Genomic DNA, 17,888 nt, shown 5'->3' with positions numbered 1-17,888 from the left:
GCTGAGGAAGCCTGCAACTTTCGCCTGTAAAACGTTTTGCATGTAATGGTGATTGTCGCGTCGCGCCTTGCGGCTATATGCGCAAAAAGTGAAACAGTTCACATTCAAAGGGTTGGCCGCCAAATTCGGTGATCACGAATCGGGCTTTGTGATTTTCTGCATTATTTTTCGGCAATTCAGGCGATTTCAATATCTTGGCGCGAAAATGGGCGTGCTCTGGTTACATTTTCGCGCGTTAAAAGATTTCGGAATACAGGCCCGGTATCGCGTCATGGCAGCTTGATGAAACAAGCGTGAATTCAAAAAATTGCCGTTGAGAAACATCGTCATTCAGGCTACGGGTTTTTGCGTACGCTGTTTTGCAGATTTCCTTTATCAACAAATGCGACCGAAAGATGCCTTTAAGCCCGTTTGATCTGGCGGCCCTGATGGTTGCCATACTTGGTATTTCTCAGGCCGGTTTCTTTATTCTGCTCTTGCGCCAAGAAGGGCCATCTGCCCTCTATGCTAATCGCTGGCTCTATATCTTCATACTGTGCTTTGCGCTGATTTTCCTTCGAGATGCGGTATTTCTGCTGTTCGGAACTGAAATCGCGCTGATGACCGAACCGCTACTTTTCAGCGCCTATCTTGCACTTGGTCCGGCAATCTTTCTTTATGTTCGCACTGTTGCCGGGCGTTGGGTATCCAACGGCTGGTGGCATTTTGTATCGCTTCTGGTCGGTATGGTCTTTTCGAGTATTCTGACCGCCTCGGTCTTTGCCAGATATGGCGATGAAATTTCTTCCGGTGCGCCTATCCATCTGACATTTGAAACCGATCCGGCGCTGTCCTGGTTTGTGGTTGCCATCATGACGGCGTTTTTTGTTTATGTCGGCACTTATCATCTCATGATGTGGCGTGCCGCCCGGTCCTTTGCGACGGAATTGACAAAACAGGGAACTGAGCAAAGCCTGGCCAAGCGGCAATGGATCGGCAATGTCGTAAGAAGCCTGCATCTGGCCTTCGTCGTTTTTGCCGGTATTCAGATAATTCAGTGGTGGACCGAAAGCCTTTACTGGGCGGGGTCGGTGATGAATTTCGTGTTCCTGTGCATAGTGATGCGGCTGAGTTTTCTGGTCGCAAGCCAGCCGTTCAATACCATTCCAGCAAAGGTTGTGCACCTGTCGGTCGACCCGCTGACCGATCTCGCTGACAAAGATCATGAACCACTACGTTCGCTGGTCGATACCGACGAAAGTGAACGCATCCGAAAACGCCTTGATGTTCTGCGCACCGAACGTAATTTGATGTTTGATCCGCTTCTGACGATGCCCAAACTGGCAAGCGCGGTTGGGGCAACGCCTAATCAGTTATCCTTTGTCCTGAACCGGCATCTAAGCCAAAGCTTCTTTGAATTCGTCAATACCGTCCGGATCGAAGAAGCTGTTCGCTTGCTTCTTGCCGAGCCAAATCGACCGGTTCTTGATATTGCCATGGCCGTCGGGTTCAATTCAAAATCCACCTTCAATCTTGCGTTTAGGCGTGTAACCGGTACAACACCAAGCAAATACCGAGTTGCTGCAGATACGCACACGACCGCCCCGGAATTGTTGGGGATGCTGTCGTCGGCCCCGGTTAACAACAGACAGCGACCATCAGGATAAAGAATGGATACGTCCGAAATCGTTCTTTTGCTTATTGCTGCAGTCGGCCTTGCACAGGCCGCATTCCTGATGCTGCTGTTGCGGCACGAGGGCAAACGCGCATTTCGTGCGAATCGCTGGTTGCTGGTGTTCTCGTTGACCGCCTGCGCAAGCTTTGTCGAAGACATCAGCGATGTCTTCCTCTCGCCGCTTTATATTCTGTATCTGGCAATTATTTTTGTACCGGTCACATTTGTTTTTTTGCCATCTATCTACTTGTATTTTCGCGAAATTGCTGACCGTCCCGTGCGCTATCCGGGGGGGCATTTCGTCATTCTGGTGCCGGTCGCCATCCTGACGGCGGTCGCGGTACACATAATGCGCACCCGTATACTTCCGGGCGACATTGGCGGAGAAATCGATTTCGAACTGGATACCGATATTGAAAGTCATTTGCCTGTGGCTGCGATCCTGCTGACAATCATTATTGCGCTTTATGTCCAGTTGTTTGGCTATATGGTCAAAATCTGGCGGGTTGCGATTGGCTATCTGCGGCAGGCGGGTGAACAACTCGGTGCGGATCAGCGCGTTCTGCGCCGCTGGGTGACGGAACTGCTGACTGGCATCAGCCTGATTTTTCTGATTTTTACCGCAACGACGATTGTCGATATTTTCATTACCGATAGCCAATGGCTGACGACCCTTGTACAGGGGGCGTTCGCGCTCGTATTCTTTCGTATGTGCCACGTGATTGCGCACAACCCGGCTTTGTTCGTTCAGGCGGAATGGGACGGGGCGCAAGAGATGGCAATGGATGAAGATGCCCGTGATTTCACGGCAACCGGGTCGAGGCAAACCAGGTTTGCACCTCGCAACTTGGTGGATGCCGATGAAATCAGCAGAATTTGTAAACGGCTTGACGCCATCAGGACCAGAAGCGACCTGCTTTTCGATCCTCTTGTCAGCCTGCCAAAGCTTGCAAATGCAGTCGGTGCAACCTCTAACCAGCTTTCCTATGTGCTGAACCAGCATCTTGGCAAAAGCTTCTTTGACTTCATCAACGAAGTTCGAACCGGCGAGGCATCCCGCCTTTTGGTAAACGAGCCGGATCGCACCATCCTTGATATCGCAACCAGTGTTGGTTTTAATTCCAAATCAACCTTCAATCTGGCTTTTAAGAAAATCACCGGCAAAACGCCAAGTGTTTACCGATCGGAGACCCTGTCGCGGCGTAACCCCGTACTTTAGCGCTGCTGTAATCTTTATCGTCGCAAATGACGGGCATATGAATGTTTGAAACAATCGATTTGCTGCTGCTGCTGATTGCGGCACTTGGCGCGGTTCAGGCCGTTTTTCTGATTATTCTTTTGCAGGGCGAGGGTAAACGCGCATTTCGAGCAAATCGATGGCTGATGATGTTTGCGGTGGCTGTCGGCATGGGCTTTATCGATGATATTGTCGATACCATCGTCCCCCCACTTGTGAACCTGTATCTGACACCACTTGTTACACCCTTCTTTTTCGCCTTCATTCCGGCAATCTATCTTTATTTCCGGGAGATATCAGGCAATCCATCCGCAAAACCGGCATGGCATTTTGCAATCATGCTTCCGGTGTCGGCGGTCATGGTCTGGGTCGTTTTTCTGCTGCATGCCAGTCTTTCGCGGTCGGACACGGCTGTTTCCGACGTCCGCATCAATCTCGATTTCAGTCAGGGCAACGTCTTTAATCTGCTGCTGATGATGTTGATCGCGATCTTCTGTCTGCAATTTGCGATCTATATGTTCCGGATCTGGCATGTTGCGGTCCGGTATTTGAAAGATGCCCATCGGCAGCTTGAAGTCGATCAGAAAGGGCTAAGGCGCTGGATTCTCGAACTGCTCGTCGGGTTGAGTGTGATTTTCACCCTTTTCACGCTGATCAGTCTTTTCGATACCATCGTTTCACGCAGTGAATGGCTGGTTCTGTGTGTGAAGGCGACCTTTGTTCTGGTGTTCTTTCGGATGTGTCACGTTATTGCCGCCAATCCGGCATTGTTCGTACAGCCTGAACGCGACGAGGTTGAAAACACCGGCGAGAGTGATGGAAAAAGGCCCAGACCCGGTCTGGCGCGCAATGTGGTTGATCCCGAAGATGTCAGCCGAATAGGGGCAAAACTGGACCGCATCGTGGCGGCACGCGAGCTGATGTTTGATCCGCTTCTGACCATGCCAAAGCTCGCGAATGCTGTTGGGGTGACACCCAATCAGCTTTCCTATGTGCTGAACCAGCATCTTGGCAAAAGCTTCTTTGATTTCGTCAACGAGGTCCGTACATACGAGGCATCCCGCCTTCTGATCAAGGAGCCGGATCGCACGATCCTCGATATCGCCATCAGTGTCGGGTTTAATTCCAAATCGACTTTCAATCTGGCCTTCAAGAAAATCATCGGCAAAACGCCCAGTGCGTACCGAGATGAGAATTCATTAAATACAAATACTTAACGCGTCCGAATGCGCATTCGTACCTTTTGATCGCATAGATCAGGTTCGAAGATACAGAGCCGGACGCCAGACACAGAACGACACTGCATTGTCGGGTCACCAAAACTGATACAAGGGTGATCGGACAAAATGAATTTTTATAAAGTTTCAAATCTGGTCGGGAACGGTTTGATCCTGTTGGGGGCCGGATTGTGTGCAAGTGCGCTTATGCTCGTCATCAGTACGTCGGCCAATGCGCAGCAAGGTACAAGGGACGTCCTGCGCGAAGAGGTTAACCCCAAACAAGATGAAGCTGCTGATCCCTGGCTTGGTGGGGTATGGCAGTTCGGGGCATATGGCCAGGTTGAAAGCAATCCTTATCGTGGTGCGGACAGCGTCGATTTAGATCCTTTGCCGCTTTTGGCCTATGATGCGGATCGGCTGCATATCGGGACCGACGGGATATCTGTCACCGCATGGCAAAATGAATTCGCCAGTCTTGACGTACTTGGTGCGCTTCGCATGAAGCCGTTTGAAAATGGCGATAGTGAATATCTGCGTGGCATGAAAGAGCGCGATATGGCCTATGAGGCCGGGATCGGTTTCACCAGCCGCCTGTGGCGCGGGGAAGTCGGGGCCTATTACCTGACTGATCTGAATGACGCCCATGACGGTCATGAACTTGACCTCACCTATACCATCCCGATGGATCTGCAGAATGTAACATTCGACTGGGGTGGCGGGGTACGCTGGCAAAGCGATAAGCTGGCAAACTACCATGTCGGTGTCAGCGGCACCGAAGTCAGAAGTGACCGGGCCGTCTATGACGCGGATGCTGCCTTTATCCCGCATCTTGACGTTTCTGTGACCTATCCGATTACCGAAAGTATCGTTCTGCTTGGAACCGGTGGGGTGGAATTGCTGCCTGACAGCTATACTGACAGCCCGTTGATTGATGATGACTATGTTTACAGCATCGGTCTGGGTCTGGTTTACAACTTCTGACCTTTGGGTTCAGGCACCGGTCTCCTGCCCCCCAAATTCAGGCGGCCGGTTTCTGGCGGGTCGGTCACGTCCAGTGGGCCGACTCGCCTTTTCTGTGCTCTTTTCAATCGGACAGCAGGCATGGAAGCCAAGCTATATGGCTTTCATCTTCCCACATAGGCCGCCAACTCGTCCGGAGTTCCTTTGGGAAAAGCATCCCTTAGAAAGTCTAGGAACGCCGAGACGCGTGCGCTTAGCAAGCGGCGTGACGGATAGAGCGCCCATAAGGTAATTTCAGGCCCGTCCACATCGCCCCAATGCACCAGCGTACCATCGGCAAGATCATGACACACAAGCGACACCGGAAGTCGTCCCGCGCCAACTCCTTTGCGTACGGCGTCCCGAACCATGACGAGCGATGAGAGGCTCAGGACCGGATTGACCGCGATCTTTGACTGGCTGGTTGATGTTTTCACATTCCAGCTTTCGTCTTGGCGGACTTGCCCCCGTACAACAGCCGGGACAGAGGAGCCATCCATCGGTGGCGTCAGGCCCGGATTAGCAACGATCACCAGTCGATCACGCAGGAACACACGACCGACAAGGCTTTCATCAGGTTCCGGGTTAACCCTTATTACCAGATCATAGGCTTCCTCAATCATATCGACCGGGCGATCTTCGGTCGTGACCTCAAGTCGGACCTTCGGGTATTTGAGGGCGAAGTCCGCAGCCAGTTTCCCCATCGCAGTCTGCGAAAACAGCAAAGGTGCACTGATCCGAAGTTTCCCCCTCGGTTCGCGTCCGCCAGAGGCAATTGCCGCAGTCGTCTCGTCGAGTTCAGTGAACAACTGGCTCGTCCGCTCGAACAGCGTCCTTCCTTCTTCGGTCAGTTTGAGAAGTCGAGCACTGCGTTCGAACAAACGCAGCTCAAGGCTTGCCTCCAGCTCTGCCACGCGGCGTGACAGTGTCGCTTTCGGGCGGCCTGTGGCGCGCGACGCTTTCCCAAACCCACCGTGTCGGGCGACCAGATTGAAGTCGGCAAGGGCAAGAAGGTCCATGTGTTCCACCAGCGAGACAGTCTGTCTAAATATAACGTCTATTGCCGTGAATGTGGATCATTAAATTGGGGCAGTCAAATTGCTCAACCAAGGAGAAAAACCATGACCATTCTGGTAACCGGCGCGACCGGCAATGTCGGAAGCAATGTTGTCGAACAACTTCTGAAACGCGGTGCAGATGTGCGTGCATTGGTCCGTGACCCGTCCAAGGCCAGTTTCCCGAACGACGTGGAAGTCGTTCAGGGCGATATGCGTGATGTCGATTTACTGCGGCGCGCCCTGTCCGGTGTCTCGACCCTGTTTCTGCTGAACGGGGTTGTTGCCGACGAATACACGCAGGCGCTGATTACGCTTAACCTTGCCCGTGAGGCCGGGATCGAGCGGATCGTATATCTGTCGGTGATCCACAGCGATATCTATGTCAACGTGCCGCATTTCGCGGGCAAGTTCGGTGTTGAGAGGATGATCGAACAAATGGGTCTTGGTGCCACCATTTTGCGCCCAGCTTATTACATGGATAACGAAATTACGATCATGGACGTCGTCACCAACTTTGGCATCTATCCGATGCCGATTGGTGAAAAGGGACTTGCAATGATTGATGCACGTGACGTCGGCGAAATTGCTGCGCTCGAACTGATCCGCCGTGAACAATCGGCAATACCGCTGCCGATCAATCGCATCAACCTTGTTGGTCCGGATACGCTGACCGGCAAGGATGCGGCCACGATTTGGGGCGATGTCCTTGGCCGCCCAATCACCTTTCCCGGCAACGATACTGCTGGGTTTGAACAGAACCTGCGTCAGTTCATGCCAGGCTGGATGGCCTTTGATATGCGACTGATGGCGGAGCGTTTCCTGACCGATGGCATGCTTCCGGATGCTGGCGACGTCGACCGGTTGACGTCGATGCTTGGCCGTCCGTTGCGCTCCTATCGTGATTATGTCGCGCAGATCGTTGACTGATCGCCCTCATTCCAACCCGACCGAAAAAAGGATCATCGACATGATATATTCGACTGCAACCGTCCCGGTTAACCCGCAAGGTAAACCCAGACTGACACGCGAACAGGTCTGGAAGGGCCTTGAGCTGAAAGCTCGTGATGCGCGACAATTTCTTCCGGCTGGCCTCTGTACCCGTTGCGATGTCACAGAGGAAAGCTCAACACATTTCGTCCGCGATGCTACGATCAGCGGTGTCGACCTGCGCGAGATCATTACGCTGGATGCGCAACGAAAGGTCACCTTCTTTCAGGCAACAGGCCCGCGAGAGGGGGCGATCATCAACGAACTGTTCGAGGACGAAACGGGCGACCTTCAGCTCAAATTCTACTGCTACCTAGGACTGCGCGACAAGGAACCTAACGGCTCGGAAGAACAGGCAGAGCAAGCACAGTTCGATAGCAATAACGGCTACAAAGCAGCCCTGATGTCTACATTGAAGCGTACTCGTGAAATGGTTGCCGAAGGAAGGATTTGACCTCGGTCGTCTTCATTGTTTGAGACAATTGAAAATTAAGAGACAGATATCTGGTCGGCTGTTCTCAATGGCTGACCAGATTTTCCGTTTTAGCCAACTGTTTCTGTCTGGTTCCGTTCGTTTTACGGCGGCGCTGCACTTTTATCCCAAAAGCACGATCTTATCCCGCTGGATCATGTGGCTAAATCAGGCCAAGGGTTTTAAACGAATTATACCCGGCCTGACTGATGATGATGTGGTCGTGGATGGTGATTTCCATCGCCTTTGCGGCCTCGACAATCTTGCGCGTCATGTCTATATCGCCGCGCGATGGGGTGGCATCGCCGCTGGGATGGTTATGGACCAGAATGATCGCGCTGGCGTGCAATTCAAGGGCGCGCTTGATCACTTCGCGCGGGTAAACCGGGGTGTGATCGACCGTGCCGGTCTGATGGCATTCATCGGCAATCAACCGGTTCTTGCGGTCCAGAAACAGCAGATGCAGTTCTTCGGTCTTGCGATGGCCCAGACGCACCCGGCAGTAATCAATCAGCTGTTCCCAACTGGCGATCACGGGCAATTCCATCGCGCGTTCACGGGCCAGATATTGCGCGCTTGCCTCGGCCACCTTGATCGCGGCAATTCCGGCATCGCCAAGCCCCTTGGCCTTTTGCAAATCTTCGGGCCGTGCGGCAAGAACATTGGCAAAGCTGCCAAACTGCGTAATCAGCGATTTCGCCAGCGGTTTGACATCGCCACGCGGCATCGCCGTACACAGCAGAAGTTCAAGCAATTCATAATCGGCAAGCGCATTGGCCCCGCCTTTAAGGAACCGTTCGCGCAGGCGTTGACGGTGGCCGTGATAATGGGGTTTGGGCGGTTTCGCGTCGCTCGGCGATGGCTGGAAACTGGTACTTTGTCCGACCGGAACCGCAGCGCGCGTCTGATCGAAAAAGACGCGCGTGCCGTCATCAATCTGTACATCGATTGATGCGTCAGGACGGGAAGCAGCCTTGCGATCTTCTGTTTCGCTCAAATCCGCTTCCCCCTTTTTGTTTGCGGCCTTATTCGGCGGCTGCACTAATGTCGTATGGTGGTTTTTCAAGCCCGGCCGGTGAACGGGTAAAGATTTCAAACCCGTCATCGGTGACACCAAGTGAATGTTCGAACTGTGCCGACAGTTTGCGGTCCCGCGTCACCGCTGTCCAGCCATCAGGCAGGATTTTGCAGGTATAAGTGCCCTGGTTGATCATCGGTTCGATGGTGAAAATCATGCCGGGTTCCAGAACCAGCCCTTCGCCCGGGCGGCCATAATGCAGGATATTGGGCGCATCATGGAACACCTGACCAAGGCCGTGACCGCAGAAATCGCGTACAACCGAAAAACGTTCGCTTTCGGCATAGCTTTGGATCGCATGACCGATATCGCCAAGTGTCGCCCCCGGCTTGACGGCATTAATCCCGCGCCACAATGCTTCGTACGTCACATCGACAAGGCGCTGCGCCATCACCTTGGGCGTGCCCGCGATATACATGCGCGACGTATCGCCATACCAGCCATCGAGAATGACCGTGACATCGATATTCATGATGTCGCCATTCATCAGTTTCTTGTCGCCGGGAATCCCGTGGCAGACAACATGGTTGATCGAGGTGCAAATCGATTTCGGAAAGCCGCGATAGCCAAGGCAGGCCGAAACCGCATTATGATCGCGAATATATTCATCACACAATTGGTCGAGCCTGCCGGTCGTTTCGCCCGGAACAACGAAGGGCGTAATGTAATCAAGGACTTCCGCAGCCAGCCGTCCGGCGGCGCGCATCCCTTCGAACGCTTCGGGTCCGTGCAGTTTTACTTTTCCGTTCGCCACCCGAAATCTCCTTGGTTCGGCAGTAAATTCAATGGTCGCTGTGTCGCAACATAGTTCAATGACATAATCGGACAGGGCGAAATTGGCAAGGATGCCGTCACTTTGCGCTGATGTCCCAGATCGGAACGGCCTTGTTTACGGTTACCGATGGTGTCTTGACATCAATGATGCAGTCATAGGCCAATGCCTCGACCCCGGCGCTGGTCGCCGCTGAAAAGCGCGCGGCATAGTGCGGATCTATATCGGATGCCAAGGCAAAACGGTCGCAATCATCGCGCTGGATCAGATAGAACATCACGGCACGGTGACCTTCTGCGACCATGTCGGCCATTTCGTCAAGGTGCTTTGCCCCGCGCGCGGTAACCGCATCGGGAAACTCCGCCAGCCCCGGAACAGCATCATCGCGTTTAAGATGCACATTCTTGACTTCGACATAGCAAAGCCCACGTTCCGGATCAGAAAGCAGGATATCGATCCGTGAATTCTTGCCATATTTGACTTCACGCTTCAGCGTTTCATATCCGGCCAGCTCCGGCACCTTGCCCGACAAGATGGCTTCTTCGACGATTGCGTTGGGATGGGCAGTATTGATGCCAACCATCGCACCGCCAACCCGGCACAGTTCCCAACTGTATTTCAGTTTGCGTTTCGGATTGTCCGATTGCGACAGCCAGACATCGATCCCGGCCTCCTTCAACCCGATCATCCCGCCCGGATTGGCGCAATGGGCGGTGATCATATCGCCGTTTTCCAGCTCGATATCGGCCAGAAAACGTTTGTAACGTTTGATCAGCTTGCCCCGGATCAGGGGAGAGGGAAGGAGCATGTCAAATTCCGGTAACTGTTTGCTTTTGATCGGTTAAATCAAAAAGTATGACTAATTGCTTTTCGCCGGATCGGGCTTGTCCGGGGCGTCACCCAGAAAATCAACAAGGCTGACCTGACCGGTACCACGTCTAAGCGGCTTGGGCTGGCTTTCATCGGGCGCCCAGGCGGTAAGGTAGATCACCTGAAATTTGGCATGAACGCGGCCATCCGGGCGACCGTGACGTTCGTGATAAATTGCCGCCGCACGGGCCAATGTGCTGCGTTTGGTGAATTTCTTGGACCGGATGGCGACAAGGTTGCTTTCGCCCATCCCCGAAAGATCGCGCATCAGTTTCAGGGCGTCTGGATAATCGATGGTGATATGGTCGCTATCAACCACCGGCAGGGCAAAGCCGCTGCGCTGTAACAGCGACCCTGCATCGCGAACATCGACAAAGGGGGATACGCGAGGGGATACGCCGCCTTCTTCTTCGGCCTCGGCGGTCATCAATGCCTCGCGCAGGTCGCGCAGCGTATCGCCTCCCAGAATGCATGCCAGAAACAGGCCATCGGGTTTAAGCGCGCGCCGCGCCTGAAGCAGCATACCGGGCAGGTCATTGACCCAGTGCAGCGACAGGTTCGAAAGGATCAGATCGAGCGATCCATCGCCAAACGGCAGGAATTCTTCATCGGCAACGAATGTCGTGCGCTCATTGCGCATTTTGGCTGACTGCGCATAACCATATGAAATGTCGCATTGATGCAGGGTTTCTATCCCGCCACGTGCACCGATGATCTGGCCAAGCTCGCCATTGTGACAGCCAAGATCAACCGCTAGCGGGAATTTGCGCGTGGTGTCGTCAAGCCGGTCGGCAAGGCGTTCGGCAGTTTCGGCAAACAGGAAATTGAACTCGCTGGCACGTTTTGCCGCGCGGTCGCGGCGCAGTTTCAGGATGTGGCGATCAAAAACGGTGATCGGATCGGCCATGAGGCGGGAAGCTCCGTCAAAAGTCGTTTTAAAAGTTACGACCTAGATAGAACGTCGCGCCCTCCCTTGCAATCCAAGACCGGATCAAAGCGCCAGAACAAGCGATTCATCGCTACTATCTTCCGCAGCCGCAGGTACCGCACAGCAGATCAATGCCTCGTCCTGGGCGGTTTTAGCCGAGGGCCGGGTTTTATAGGTGACGTTCCCTTGCAGGATTTTAGTCCGGCAGGTGCCGCAATTCCCGCCGCGGCAGCTTGCCTCTGGTGCCAATCCGGCATCTTCGGCCAGTTCCAGCAAGGTTTTGCCATCATCTGGCTTCCAGATCGCACTTTTGTCCGAACCTGAAAAATCAACTTTTGTATCCGTGCTGCTTGCCGGTGCCAGTTCAGGCAGATCGGGCTGGCTGTCGTGGCTGCGTTGCAGGGATGCAGGGCCGAAGGCCTCGGCATGGATGCGGGTATCGGTAATGTTAAGGCCGCGCAAACCGTCATATATTGCCTGCATAAAAGGTGGCGGACCGCACAGATAAAAATCGAAATCGTCAAACGGCAGCAGGGAGCGCAGCAAATCCATATCGATACGCCCGGATGCTTCGTAATCCTTGCGCGGTTCGGCGTCGGTCGGATCAGCAAGCACGCGGACAAGGCGAATGCTGCCTTGGGCTGCTTTGACCAGTTCGACCAGCTCGTCATCAAACGCCCGGTCTTCAAGGGTTCGCGCCGCATAAAACAGCCATGTCGGCCGGAAGCCGCGGGTGCGGAGCCCCTCATAAACGATATGGCGCAACATCGAGATCATCGGTGTGATACCGATCCCACCCGCAATCAGAACTGCCGGGCGTTTGACATGGGCGTCGATTGAAAAATCGCCTGCAGGCGCACGGGCCTCGATCACATCGCCCTCGGCAAGGTTATCGTGCAAGTGGCTTGAAACCAAGCCTTCGCGCTTCACACTGATGCGATAGCGATTGTCCGACGGGCCGCTTGAAAGTGTGTAGGTGCGGATCAGTGGTTTGTCATGGCCGGGTACCGTGACCCGGATCGGCAGATGCTGTCCGGCCTTGTAAGGCAGGGTTCCAGTCCCGTCGAGCGGTTCGAGATGGAAGGATTTGATTATTCTGTTTTCCTTCACAATCCGCGCGATTTTGAAATTTTTCCAAATAATCGCGTTTTTCATCGCCGCGATCTTGCGCTCCGCCGTTTCCCAGTTGCCGGTCAGAAGGCTGTTGGGGGATGCACCGTCGGTTTGATCACGCCAGCGGATCGGAAGGGCGGCCTTGCGCAAGGTGACCTTGCGCGGGAAAACCCGCCACAAACGTTCCGCCCCCTGAAAGGCAGCAATTTCCGGCCCGTCGACGATGACGTCGGCATCGCCCGTGATTTGCAGGACATCGCCCGTGGCAAAATCGGTAAAAACAAGGCCCGCCTTGGGATTGGCGAGGATATTACCCAGCGTATTGAAAAACAGGTTTCCGGCAAAATCGGGGATGGTCAGGCTGCCATCGTCATCAATACGGACAAATCCGGGTTTGCCGCCACGGTGTGAAACATCGACCTCGCGGTTCTCATCGGGGCGATCAACATAGGTCGCGACAAAGAAGGTGTCGGCCGCGGTAATCATTGCGCGGACCCGATCATTCAATGCGTTTTCCAAATTCTCATACAATTTGATTTCTGGCGAAACCGGGGTCAGTGGATCGCGGGTGAACTCGAAATCACGTAACTGGATATATTGCGGGCAGTTGCCATAGCTGTGCCCGACCCGGATCGAGAAACCATCATCAGAAGAACGTGCGATGGTGCCATTCAGGCGGTTGCGGCGTCTTGTGTGCAGTTCGATCCCGATCATTCCGATAGCCTTGCCGTCATCCATCCCGGCATCGGCCGGGTCGGCTGGATCGCGGGGGATATCGACGGCAAGCTGATAGGGATCGGGGGAATGCAGAAAACCGGGGTGGTTGGCGCGAAGGGTCGCCCAGACATCGCCATTGTCATCAACCGCACCAAATACTGCAAAGGGCAGTTGCGGGTAAAACTGGCGATGCTGGTCGATCAGATGGTCGCGCAGAACACGTTTGCCAACTTCGGCCATACGTTCATCGACCCCGACCAGCTTCTGCATGTGAATTTCACCTTCGTGCCACGGACCGTTGGTGTCGGTGCCAGACGGGGTGAATTTTACGGGGGCAGATGACGTAACGGGCGTGTTCATGGCAATTTCCTTTGCGACACAAGGGAAGTCGGGGAAGGGCCGGTCGGGCGGGGTGATCGCTGTGTCCGTGCAGGGGGAGCCTGGACAAGGCGAAAGACCGGCCCGACCTGTCAGGCCGACTTGCGCAGGCCAGCGACAGTCTGTTCGAACGGCACGAAACCGGGCAGGGCTTCGACCCGTTTCAGCCAGGCACGCACATTGCCATAGGGGGCGAGGTCAACATTGCCTTCGGGCGCATTGGCGATATAGCTGTAAAGGGCGACATCGGCGATGGTTGGACGGCCCAGCTCGATCCAGTCCTTGCCCGAAAGCGCGTCATCAATCTGGGCCAGAATGGCATGGGCGCGTGCAATGACTTCGTCGGCATTGAACGGTACATTAAACACCGTGAGCAGACGGGCAGCACAGACGCCATAGGCAATTTGCCCCGCCGCGACCGAAAGCCATTTCTGAACCTTGGCGGCACTTTCGGCATCTTCGGGCAGCCAGTCGGTCGCGCCGCGTTTCTTGGCGACATAGGTCATGATGGCGATGGAATCGGCAATCACGACGTCGCCATCTTCAAGCACGGGCACCTGACCCAACGGGTTCAGTTTGAGGAATTCCGGCGATTTATGCGCGCCATTGGGCAGATCGACCGTTATGACATCATGCTCAACGCCCAGAAGGCTTAGAAACAGGTGGGCGCGGTGGGCATGGCCCGAGAGGGGAAAATAATGCAGCTTCATTGTTCCAAATCCTTCTTCGAATATGAGGTTGATGCGATGCTGCCTACTGTGATTGTTTCCTCTGATTTGCGGAATATGGTTTTCGGGGAATTCATTATTCCATAAAGTGGAGTTGTGTGTTGGCGGAGCAGGAAAAGCACCATGGACCGATTTCAGGCGATGAGGATTTTTGTGCGCGTTGTCGAAGCACAAAGCTTTGCCGCTGCGGCACGGGAATTGGGATCAAGCCCGCCAGCGGTTACACGTGCGGTGGCCTTCCTTGAGGATATCACCGGCGCACGGCTTTTGACCCGGACAACACGGTCTGTCTCCCTGACCGAACCGGGCGCACATTATTATGACGATTGCAAACGATTGCTTGGCGACCTGGAAGAAGCCGAAGCCGCGGCAGGCGGTGCCTATGCCAGACCCAGCGGGACCTTGATCATCACGGCCCCGGTTCTGTTCGGTCAGATGTATGTATTTCCGGTAATGACCGAATTCCTCGATCAGTATCCCGAAATGCGCGGTCGGGTACTGTTGTTTGATCGCATCGTCAATATTGTCGAGGAAGGCATCGATCTTGCTCTTCGGATCGGGCATATGGCCGATACATCAATGAGCGCGATCAAGGTCGGGACGGTTAGGCGTATCATTTGCGGGTCCCCCGATTATTTTGATCGCCACGGCAGGCCACAGGTACCCGCAGATATCGGGATGCACAGGGTTGTTGCATCAACCGGATCATCGGCACCACTGGACTGGCAGTTTGGCGGCGATCAGAAAACCAGTCTTTCGGTCAGTGCACGATTGCAAACCAATTCGATTGAAGCCGCGCGCAAGGCGGCGATTGACGGATGGGGGCTGGTGCGCCTGTTGTCTTATCAGGCGATACCGTCGATTGAGGCAGGATCGCTTGAAGTCGTTTTACGCGATTATGAGCCCGAACCGATCCCCATTCATATCGTCCATCCCGAAGGCCGCCATGCACCGGCTAAGGTGCGCGCCTTTATTGACCTGGCGGTGGATCGTCTGCGTGCGGATAAGCGTATCAATTAGCGCATCGTTTCAATCATCTTGCGTGATAGGATCGGGTGTTTTGTGATCGATGACGATGCATGGGCAGGGAAGATCGAGTGGGGATTTTACCGGCAGAGATTGGCCGTATTGTCGGCAATGTCATGCAGATCGGTTTGCGCACCGTTTTGCCGCCGCGTTGTGGTGGATGCGGTGCGGTTACCGATACAGTGCATGCGGTCTGTGCTGATTGCTGGATCGGGCTTCGGTTTATTTCCGATCCACTGTGCGCGTGTTGCGGCTATCCGTTCGAGCTTGCCGCTGAAGACAATGCGGGCGATGGCATCCTGTGCGGCGAATGTTTGCGTAAAAAGCCTGCGTTTGATCGGGCCCGTGCGGCACTGGTTTATGACGACGCCAGTCGTGATTACCTTTTACGGTTCAAGCACGGGGATCGCACCGATCTGACGCCGCTTTTAAGTCGCTGGCTGGTGCAGGCCGGGCGGGATTTCTGGGCCGATGCGGATATCATTCTTCCGGTGCCGTTGCATCGTACCCGGCTTTTGATGCGACGATATAATCAGTCTGGGTTGTTGGCCGCCAGTCTGTCGCGCCAGACCGGCATTGGATGGCATGGTACGGTGCTGCGGCGGTTGCGAAAAACGCGCAGTCTGGGCGGTTTGGGGCCGTCGTCGCGCAAGCGCGAGGTTGGCGGTGCGTTCGGCGTAGATGACAGGATCGCACAGCGGATCGGGCTTTCGGGGGCGCGCGTGGTTTTGATTGATGATGTGCTGACCACCGGTGCGACGGCCAATGCATGCGCGCGGATTTTAAAGCGCGCCGGAGCCATGCACGTCGATGTGATCACAGTTGCACGGGTGGTCCGATGACGCGTCGCAAAATATCTGTTATAGAACGCCCATAAAGGACGGATTGCCGGTCGTATTCTGGTGCAAGGCCGTGAAAATATGCGCCATAGCACCGATAACGACCCAATGAAAAAGGAACATGACCAGATGGCAAAAGTCGAAGTTTATGCCACCGAATGGTGCCCCTATTGCAAGCGTGCCCGCAAGCTTCTGGAAGAAAAGGGTGCGAAGTACGAATTGATCGATGTGATGATGGAACCGCGTCGCAAAAAGGAAATGATGGATCGTGCGAATGGCAAGCACACCGTGCCGCAGATTTTCATCAATGACGAACATATTGGCGGTTGCGACGAGTTGATGGCGCTGAACGCCAAGGGCGGCCTAGACAGCAAGCTGTCGGCCTGAATGGGGCCATCACCCTGCACATTGAAAACCCCGGTCCATGTGGCCGGGGTTTTCGTTTTGGTGATGCGACAGAGAGAGTTCGTTAGCCAAAGGTATCTTCCATTTCCTTGCGGAAGCGGATGGCGGGATCGGTAGGGTCGAAATCGACATCGTCCCATGTCACGACCTGATCAATTGCGACATTGCGGTTGAGTGTCAGGTGGTGCGCAAGGCCGATGGGCAGGGCATTTTGGGCCTTTGACATGCGGGCGGGCATCAGTTTGCCATAGACCGTGTAACCGCCTTCCCCGTCGAGCTTTTCACCGACGCGAAGGTCGCGTTTGGCAAAGGCAACCGCATCGCCCGACCATGCGCGCGGTGAGCCGGTGGCCTCGTGGCGCAGGGCGGCAGAGGCGACCGAAATGCCCAGTTCCAGCCCGATCAGGTGATAGGGTTTATACATCGCGGAATATTGCCCGGTCGGATCGGTCAGAAGACCATATTCCGAGAAGCAGCGTTTGACATAGTCACTGGGGGCTTCAAACGTGACATAAACGCCCCAGCGCAGATCGCGAAACACCGGGCGGGTATCACGTTCCAAGCTTGAAACCACTTCAACCGTGCCCTTGCGATCAAGCAATCCGCCGGTTTCGCGTGGTGAGAGCAGACGTGGCAGGTCATCGACCCCGCAGGCCGGGAAGCGAAGGCCGATATCCTGTGGCACCAGATCACAGGCATTGGCAACAGCGGCCATTTCGATGGCGGATTTGGTGCCGTCAAGGAAGCTGTTGAAAATCTGCGGGTTCATCCCACCCGCCTTTGCCTGTTGCGGTGTCAGGCCATAATGGGTCCAGACATCATCAGGCGTGACATGGTGATAGGCGGGCAGATATTTGGTGCCTTTTCCCGCACAGATGACATCAAGGCCGACGGCACGCGCCCAATCAACCATTTCCGAAATCAGGGCGGGCTGATCGCCATAGGCCATGGAATAGACAAGGCCTGCCTGTTCGGCTTTGTGGGCCAGAAGGGGGCCAGCAAGAACGTCGGCCTCGACATTGACCATGACAAGGTGGCGGCCATATTCGATGGCCTTCAGGCCATAGCGGATACCGGCTGCGGGGCTGCCGGTGGCATCGATGATGACTTCGAGGCCGTTGGCTTCGATCAGGGCATCGGCATCCTCGGTGATCCAGGTGGTGCCGTTTTCAAGCGCATTGTCCGGATCGGTTGCCTGATAGCGTTCCTTTGGCCAGCCGACACGGTCGAGGGCCTCTTTGGCGCGGGTCGCGCTCAGGTCTGCGACCCCGAGAACGTGATAGCCCGGATGGTGTCCGGCCTGACTTAAAAACATCGAGCCGAATTTACCTGCACCGATAATGCCGACGCGAACGGGATTGCCGTCTGCGGCACGTTTGCGCAGCTTTGCATCAAGGTTCATTTGAA

Annotated in this window: 18 protein-coding genes; 10 read left to right on the top strand and 8 right to left on the bottom strand. The window is 54.8% G+C overall.

The annotated features are described in order from the left end of the window. Positions 1-52 precede the first annotated feature (52 nt). The 5 genes from TH3_RS15170 to TH3_RS15150 all read left to right on the top strand — a co-directional run bounded on the left by TH3_RS15170 (position 53) and on the right by TH3_RS15150 (position 5,092). A complete protein-coding gene (locus tag TH3_RS15170) occupies positions 53-283 on the top strand; it encodes a hypothetical protein (protein WP_139328285.1) in 231 nt (76 codons plus the stop codon). Positions 284-395: 112 nt separating this feature from the next. Continuing rightward, positions 396-1,646, top strand: coding sequence for an AraC family transcriptional regulator (locus TH3_RS22465; protein WP_007091153.1), 1,251 nt, complete (start codon positions 396-398; stop codon positions 1,644-1,646). 3 nt (positions 1,647-1,649) lie between these two features. Next, the gene (locus TH3_RS15160) at positions 1,650-2,873 is read left to right on the top strand and encodes an AraC family transcriptional regulator (protein WP_007091152.1); all 1,224 of its coding nucleotides are present in this window, start codon (positions 1,650-1,652) and stop codon (positions 2,871-2,873) included. 41 nt (positions 2,874-2,914) lie between these two features. Continuing rightward, positions 2,915-4,108 (top strand): helix-turn-helix domain-containing protein, encoded by a 1,194-nt coding sequence (locus tag TH3_RS15155; protein ID WP_007091151.1) that lies wholly within the window; start codon positions 2,915-2,917, stop codon positions 4,106-4,108. A 129-nt stretch (positions 4,109-4,237) separates the two neighbouring features. Next, positions 4,238-5,092, top strand: a complete 855-nt coding sequence (locus TH3_RS15150; protein ID WP_007091150.1) for a MipA/OmpV family protein — start codon at positions 4,238-4,240, stop codon at positions 5,090-5,092. Between the two features lie 143 nt (positions 5,093-5,235). Here TH3_RS15150 and TH3_RS15145 read toward each other — a convergent pair whose 3' ends face one another. Next, positions 5,236-6,129 (bottom strand): LysR family transcriptional regulator, encoded by an 894-nt coding sequence (locus tag TH3_RS15145; protein ID WP_007091149.1) that lies wholly within the window; start codon positions 6,127-6,129, stop codon positions 5,236-5,238. A 102-nt stretch (positions 6,130-6,231) separates the two neighbouring features. Here TH3_RS15145 and TH3_RS15140 point away from each other — a divergent pair, with 102 nt between their 5' ends. After that, positions 6,232-7,095, top strand: coding sequence for an SDR family oxidoreductase (locus TH3_RS15140; protein ID WP_007091148.1), 864 nt, complete (start codon positions 6,232-6,234; stop codon positions 7,093-7,095). Positions 7,096-7,135: 40 nt separating this feature from the next. After that, entirely contained in the window at positions 7,136-7,609 is a 474-nt protein-coding gene (locus TH3_RS15135) for an AtaL-like protein (protein WP_007091147.1), read from the top strand. Between the two features lie 181 nt (positions 7,610-7,790). On the opposite strand, the gene radC is transcribed toward TH3_RS15135, so the two are convergent. The 6 genes from radC to TH3_RS15105 all read right to left on the bottom strand — a co-directional run bounded on the left by radC (position 7,791) and on the right by TH3_RS15105 (position 14,193). After that, positions 7,791-8,624, bottom strand: a complete 834-nt coding sequence (gene radC / locus TH3_RS15130; RefSeq protein WP_052268425.1) for a RadC family protein — start codon at positions 8,622-8,624, stop codon at positions 7,791-7,793. A gap of 28 nt (positions 8,625-8,652) precedes the next feature. Further along, the gene (gene map, locus TH3_RS15125; RefSeq protein WP_007091145.1) at positions 8,653-9,459 is read right to left on the bottom strand and encodes a type I methionyl aminopeptidase; all 807 of its coding nucleotides are present in this window, start codon (positions 9,457-9,459) and stop codon (positions 8,653-8,655) included. Positions 9,460-9,556: 97 nt separating this feature from the next. Then, entirely contained in the window at positions 9,557-10,285 is a 729-nt protein-coding gene (sfsA, locus tag TH3_RS15120; RefSeq protein WP_007091144.1) for a DNA/RNA nuclease SfsA, read from the bottom strand. 51 nt (positions 10,286-10,336) lie between these two features. Continuing rightward, positions 10,337-11,254, bottom strand: a complete 918-nt coding sequence (locus TH3_RS15115) for a methyltransferase domain-containing protein (RefSeq protein ID WP_007091143.1) — start codon at positions 11,252-11,254, stop codon at positions 10,337-10,339. Between the two features lie 84 nt (positions 11,255-11,338). Then, positions 11,339-13,465 carry a 2Fe-2S iron-sulfur cluster-binding protein gene (locus TH3_RS15110; protein ID WP_007091142.1) on the bottom strand — a complete coding sequence of 709 codons (2,127 nt, stop codon included), beginning with the start codon at positions 13,463-13,465 and terminating at the stop codon, positions 11,339-11,341. 110 nt (positions 13,466-13,575) lie between these two features. Further along, entirely contained in the window at positions 13,576-14,193 is a 618-nt protein-coding gene (locus TH3_RS15105) for a glutathione S-transferase family protein (protein ID WP_007091141.1), read from the bottom strand. A gap of 141 nt (positions 14,194-14,334) precedes the next feature. Between TH3_RS15105 and TH3_RS15100 the strand changes: the two genes are divergently transcribed. The 3 genes from TH3_RS15100 to grxC all read left to right on the top strand — a co-directional run bounded on the left by TH3_RS15100 (position 14,335) and on the right by grxC (position 16,463). Further along, entirely contained in the window at positions 14,335-15,231 is an 897-nt protein-coding gene (locus tag TH3_RS15100) for a LysR family transcriptional regulator (RefSeq protein ID WP_007091140.1), read from the top strand. A gap of 77 nt (positions 15,232-15,308) precedes the next feature. Next, on the top strand, positions 15,309-16,079 hold the full coding sequence (locus TH3_RS15095) for a ComF family protein (RefSeq protein WP_007091139.1): 771 nt from the start codon (positions 15,309-15,311) through the stop codon (positions 16,077-16,079). A 105-nt stretch (positions 16,080-16,184) separates the two neighbouring features. Then, positions 16,185-16,463 carry a glutaredoxin 3 gene (gene grxC / locus TH3_RS15090; protein WP_420823194.1) on the top strand — a complete coding sequence of 93 codons (279 nt, stop codon included), beginning with the start codon at positions 16,185-16,187 and terminating at the stop codon, positions 16,461-16,463. 82 nt (positions 16,464-16,545) lie between these two features. On the opposite strand, the gene TH3_RS15085 is transcribed toward grxC, so the two are convergent. Continuing rightward, the gene (locus TH3_RS15085) at positions 16,546-17,883 is read right to left on the bottom strand and encodes an NAD(P)H-dependent oxidoreductase (protein WP_007091137.1); all 1,338 of its coding nucleotides are present in this window, start codon (positions 17,881-17,883) and stop codon (positions 16,546-16,548) included. Positions 17,884-17,888: the final 5 nt, after the last annotated feature.

It is taken from the genome of Thalassospira xiamenensis M-5 = DSM 17429 (assembly GCF_000300235.2).
Taxonomy (GTDB): Bacteria; Pseudomonadota; Alphaproteobacteria; order Rhodospirillales; family Thalassospiraceae; genus Thalassospira; species Thalassospira xiamenensis.
Note: the sequence above shows the minus strand (reverse complement) of the source record. Positions and strands in the feature narration are given on the sequence as shown.

Bases quoted from the DNA above. Each gene is read 5' to 3' on its own strand.
- TH3_RS22465 (WP_007091153.1), top strand. From the start codon at position 396: ATGCCTTTAAGCCCGTTTGATCTGGCGGCCCTGATGGTTGCCATACTT.
- TH3_RS15160 (WP_007091152.1), top strand. From the start codon at position 1,650: ATGGATACGTCCGAAATCGTTCTTTTGCTTATTGCTGCAGTCGGCCTT.
- TH3_RS15145 (WP_007091149.1), bottom strand. From the start codon at position 6,129: ATGGACCTTCTTGCCCTTGCCGACTTCAATCTGGTCGCCCGACACGGT.
- TH3_RS15155 (WP_007091151.1), top strand. From the start codon at position 2,915: ATGTTTGAAACAATCGATTTGCTGCTGCTGCTGATTGCGGCACTTGGC.
- TH3_RS15115 (WP_007091143.1), bottom strand. From the start codon at position 11,254: ATGGCCGATCCGATCACCGTTTTTGATCGCCACATCCTGAAACTGCGC.
- TH3_RS15085 (WP_007091137.1), bottom strand. From the start codon at position 17,883: ATGAACCTTGATGCAAAGCTGCGCAAACGTGCCGCAGACGGCAATCCC.
- TH3_RS15140 (WP_007091148.1), top strand. From the start codon at position 6,232: ATGACCATTCTGGTAACCGGCGCGACCGGCAATGTCGGAAGCAATGTT.
- grxC (WP_420823194.1), top strand. From the start codon at position 16,185: ATGAAAAAGGAACATGACCAGATGGCAAAAGTCGAAGTTTATGCCACC.
- TH3_RS15100 (WP_007091140.1), top strand. From the start codon at position 14,335: ATGGACCGATTTCAGGCGATGAGGATTTTTGTGCGCGTTGTCGAAGCA.
- sfsA (WP_007091144.1), bottom strand. From the start codon at position 10,285: ATGCTCCTTCCCTCTCCCCTGATCCGGGGCAAGCTGATCAAACGTTAC.
- TH3_RS15105 (WP_007091141.1), bottom strand. From the start codon at position 14,193: ATGAAGCTGCATTATTTTCCCCTCTCGGGCCATGCCCACCGCGCCCAC.
- TH3_RS15150 (WP_007091150.1), top strand. From the start codon at position 4,238: ATGAATTTTTATAAAGTTTCAAATCTGGTCGGGAACGGTTTGATCCTG.
- TH3_RS15110 (WP_007091142.1), bottom strand. From the start codon at position 13,465: ATGAACACGCCCGTTACGTCATCTGCCCCCGTAAAATTCACCCCGTCT.
- TH3_RS15135 (WP_007091147.1), top strand. From the start codon at position 7,136: ATGATATATTCGACTGCAACCGTCCCGGTTAACCCGCAAGGTAAACCC.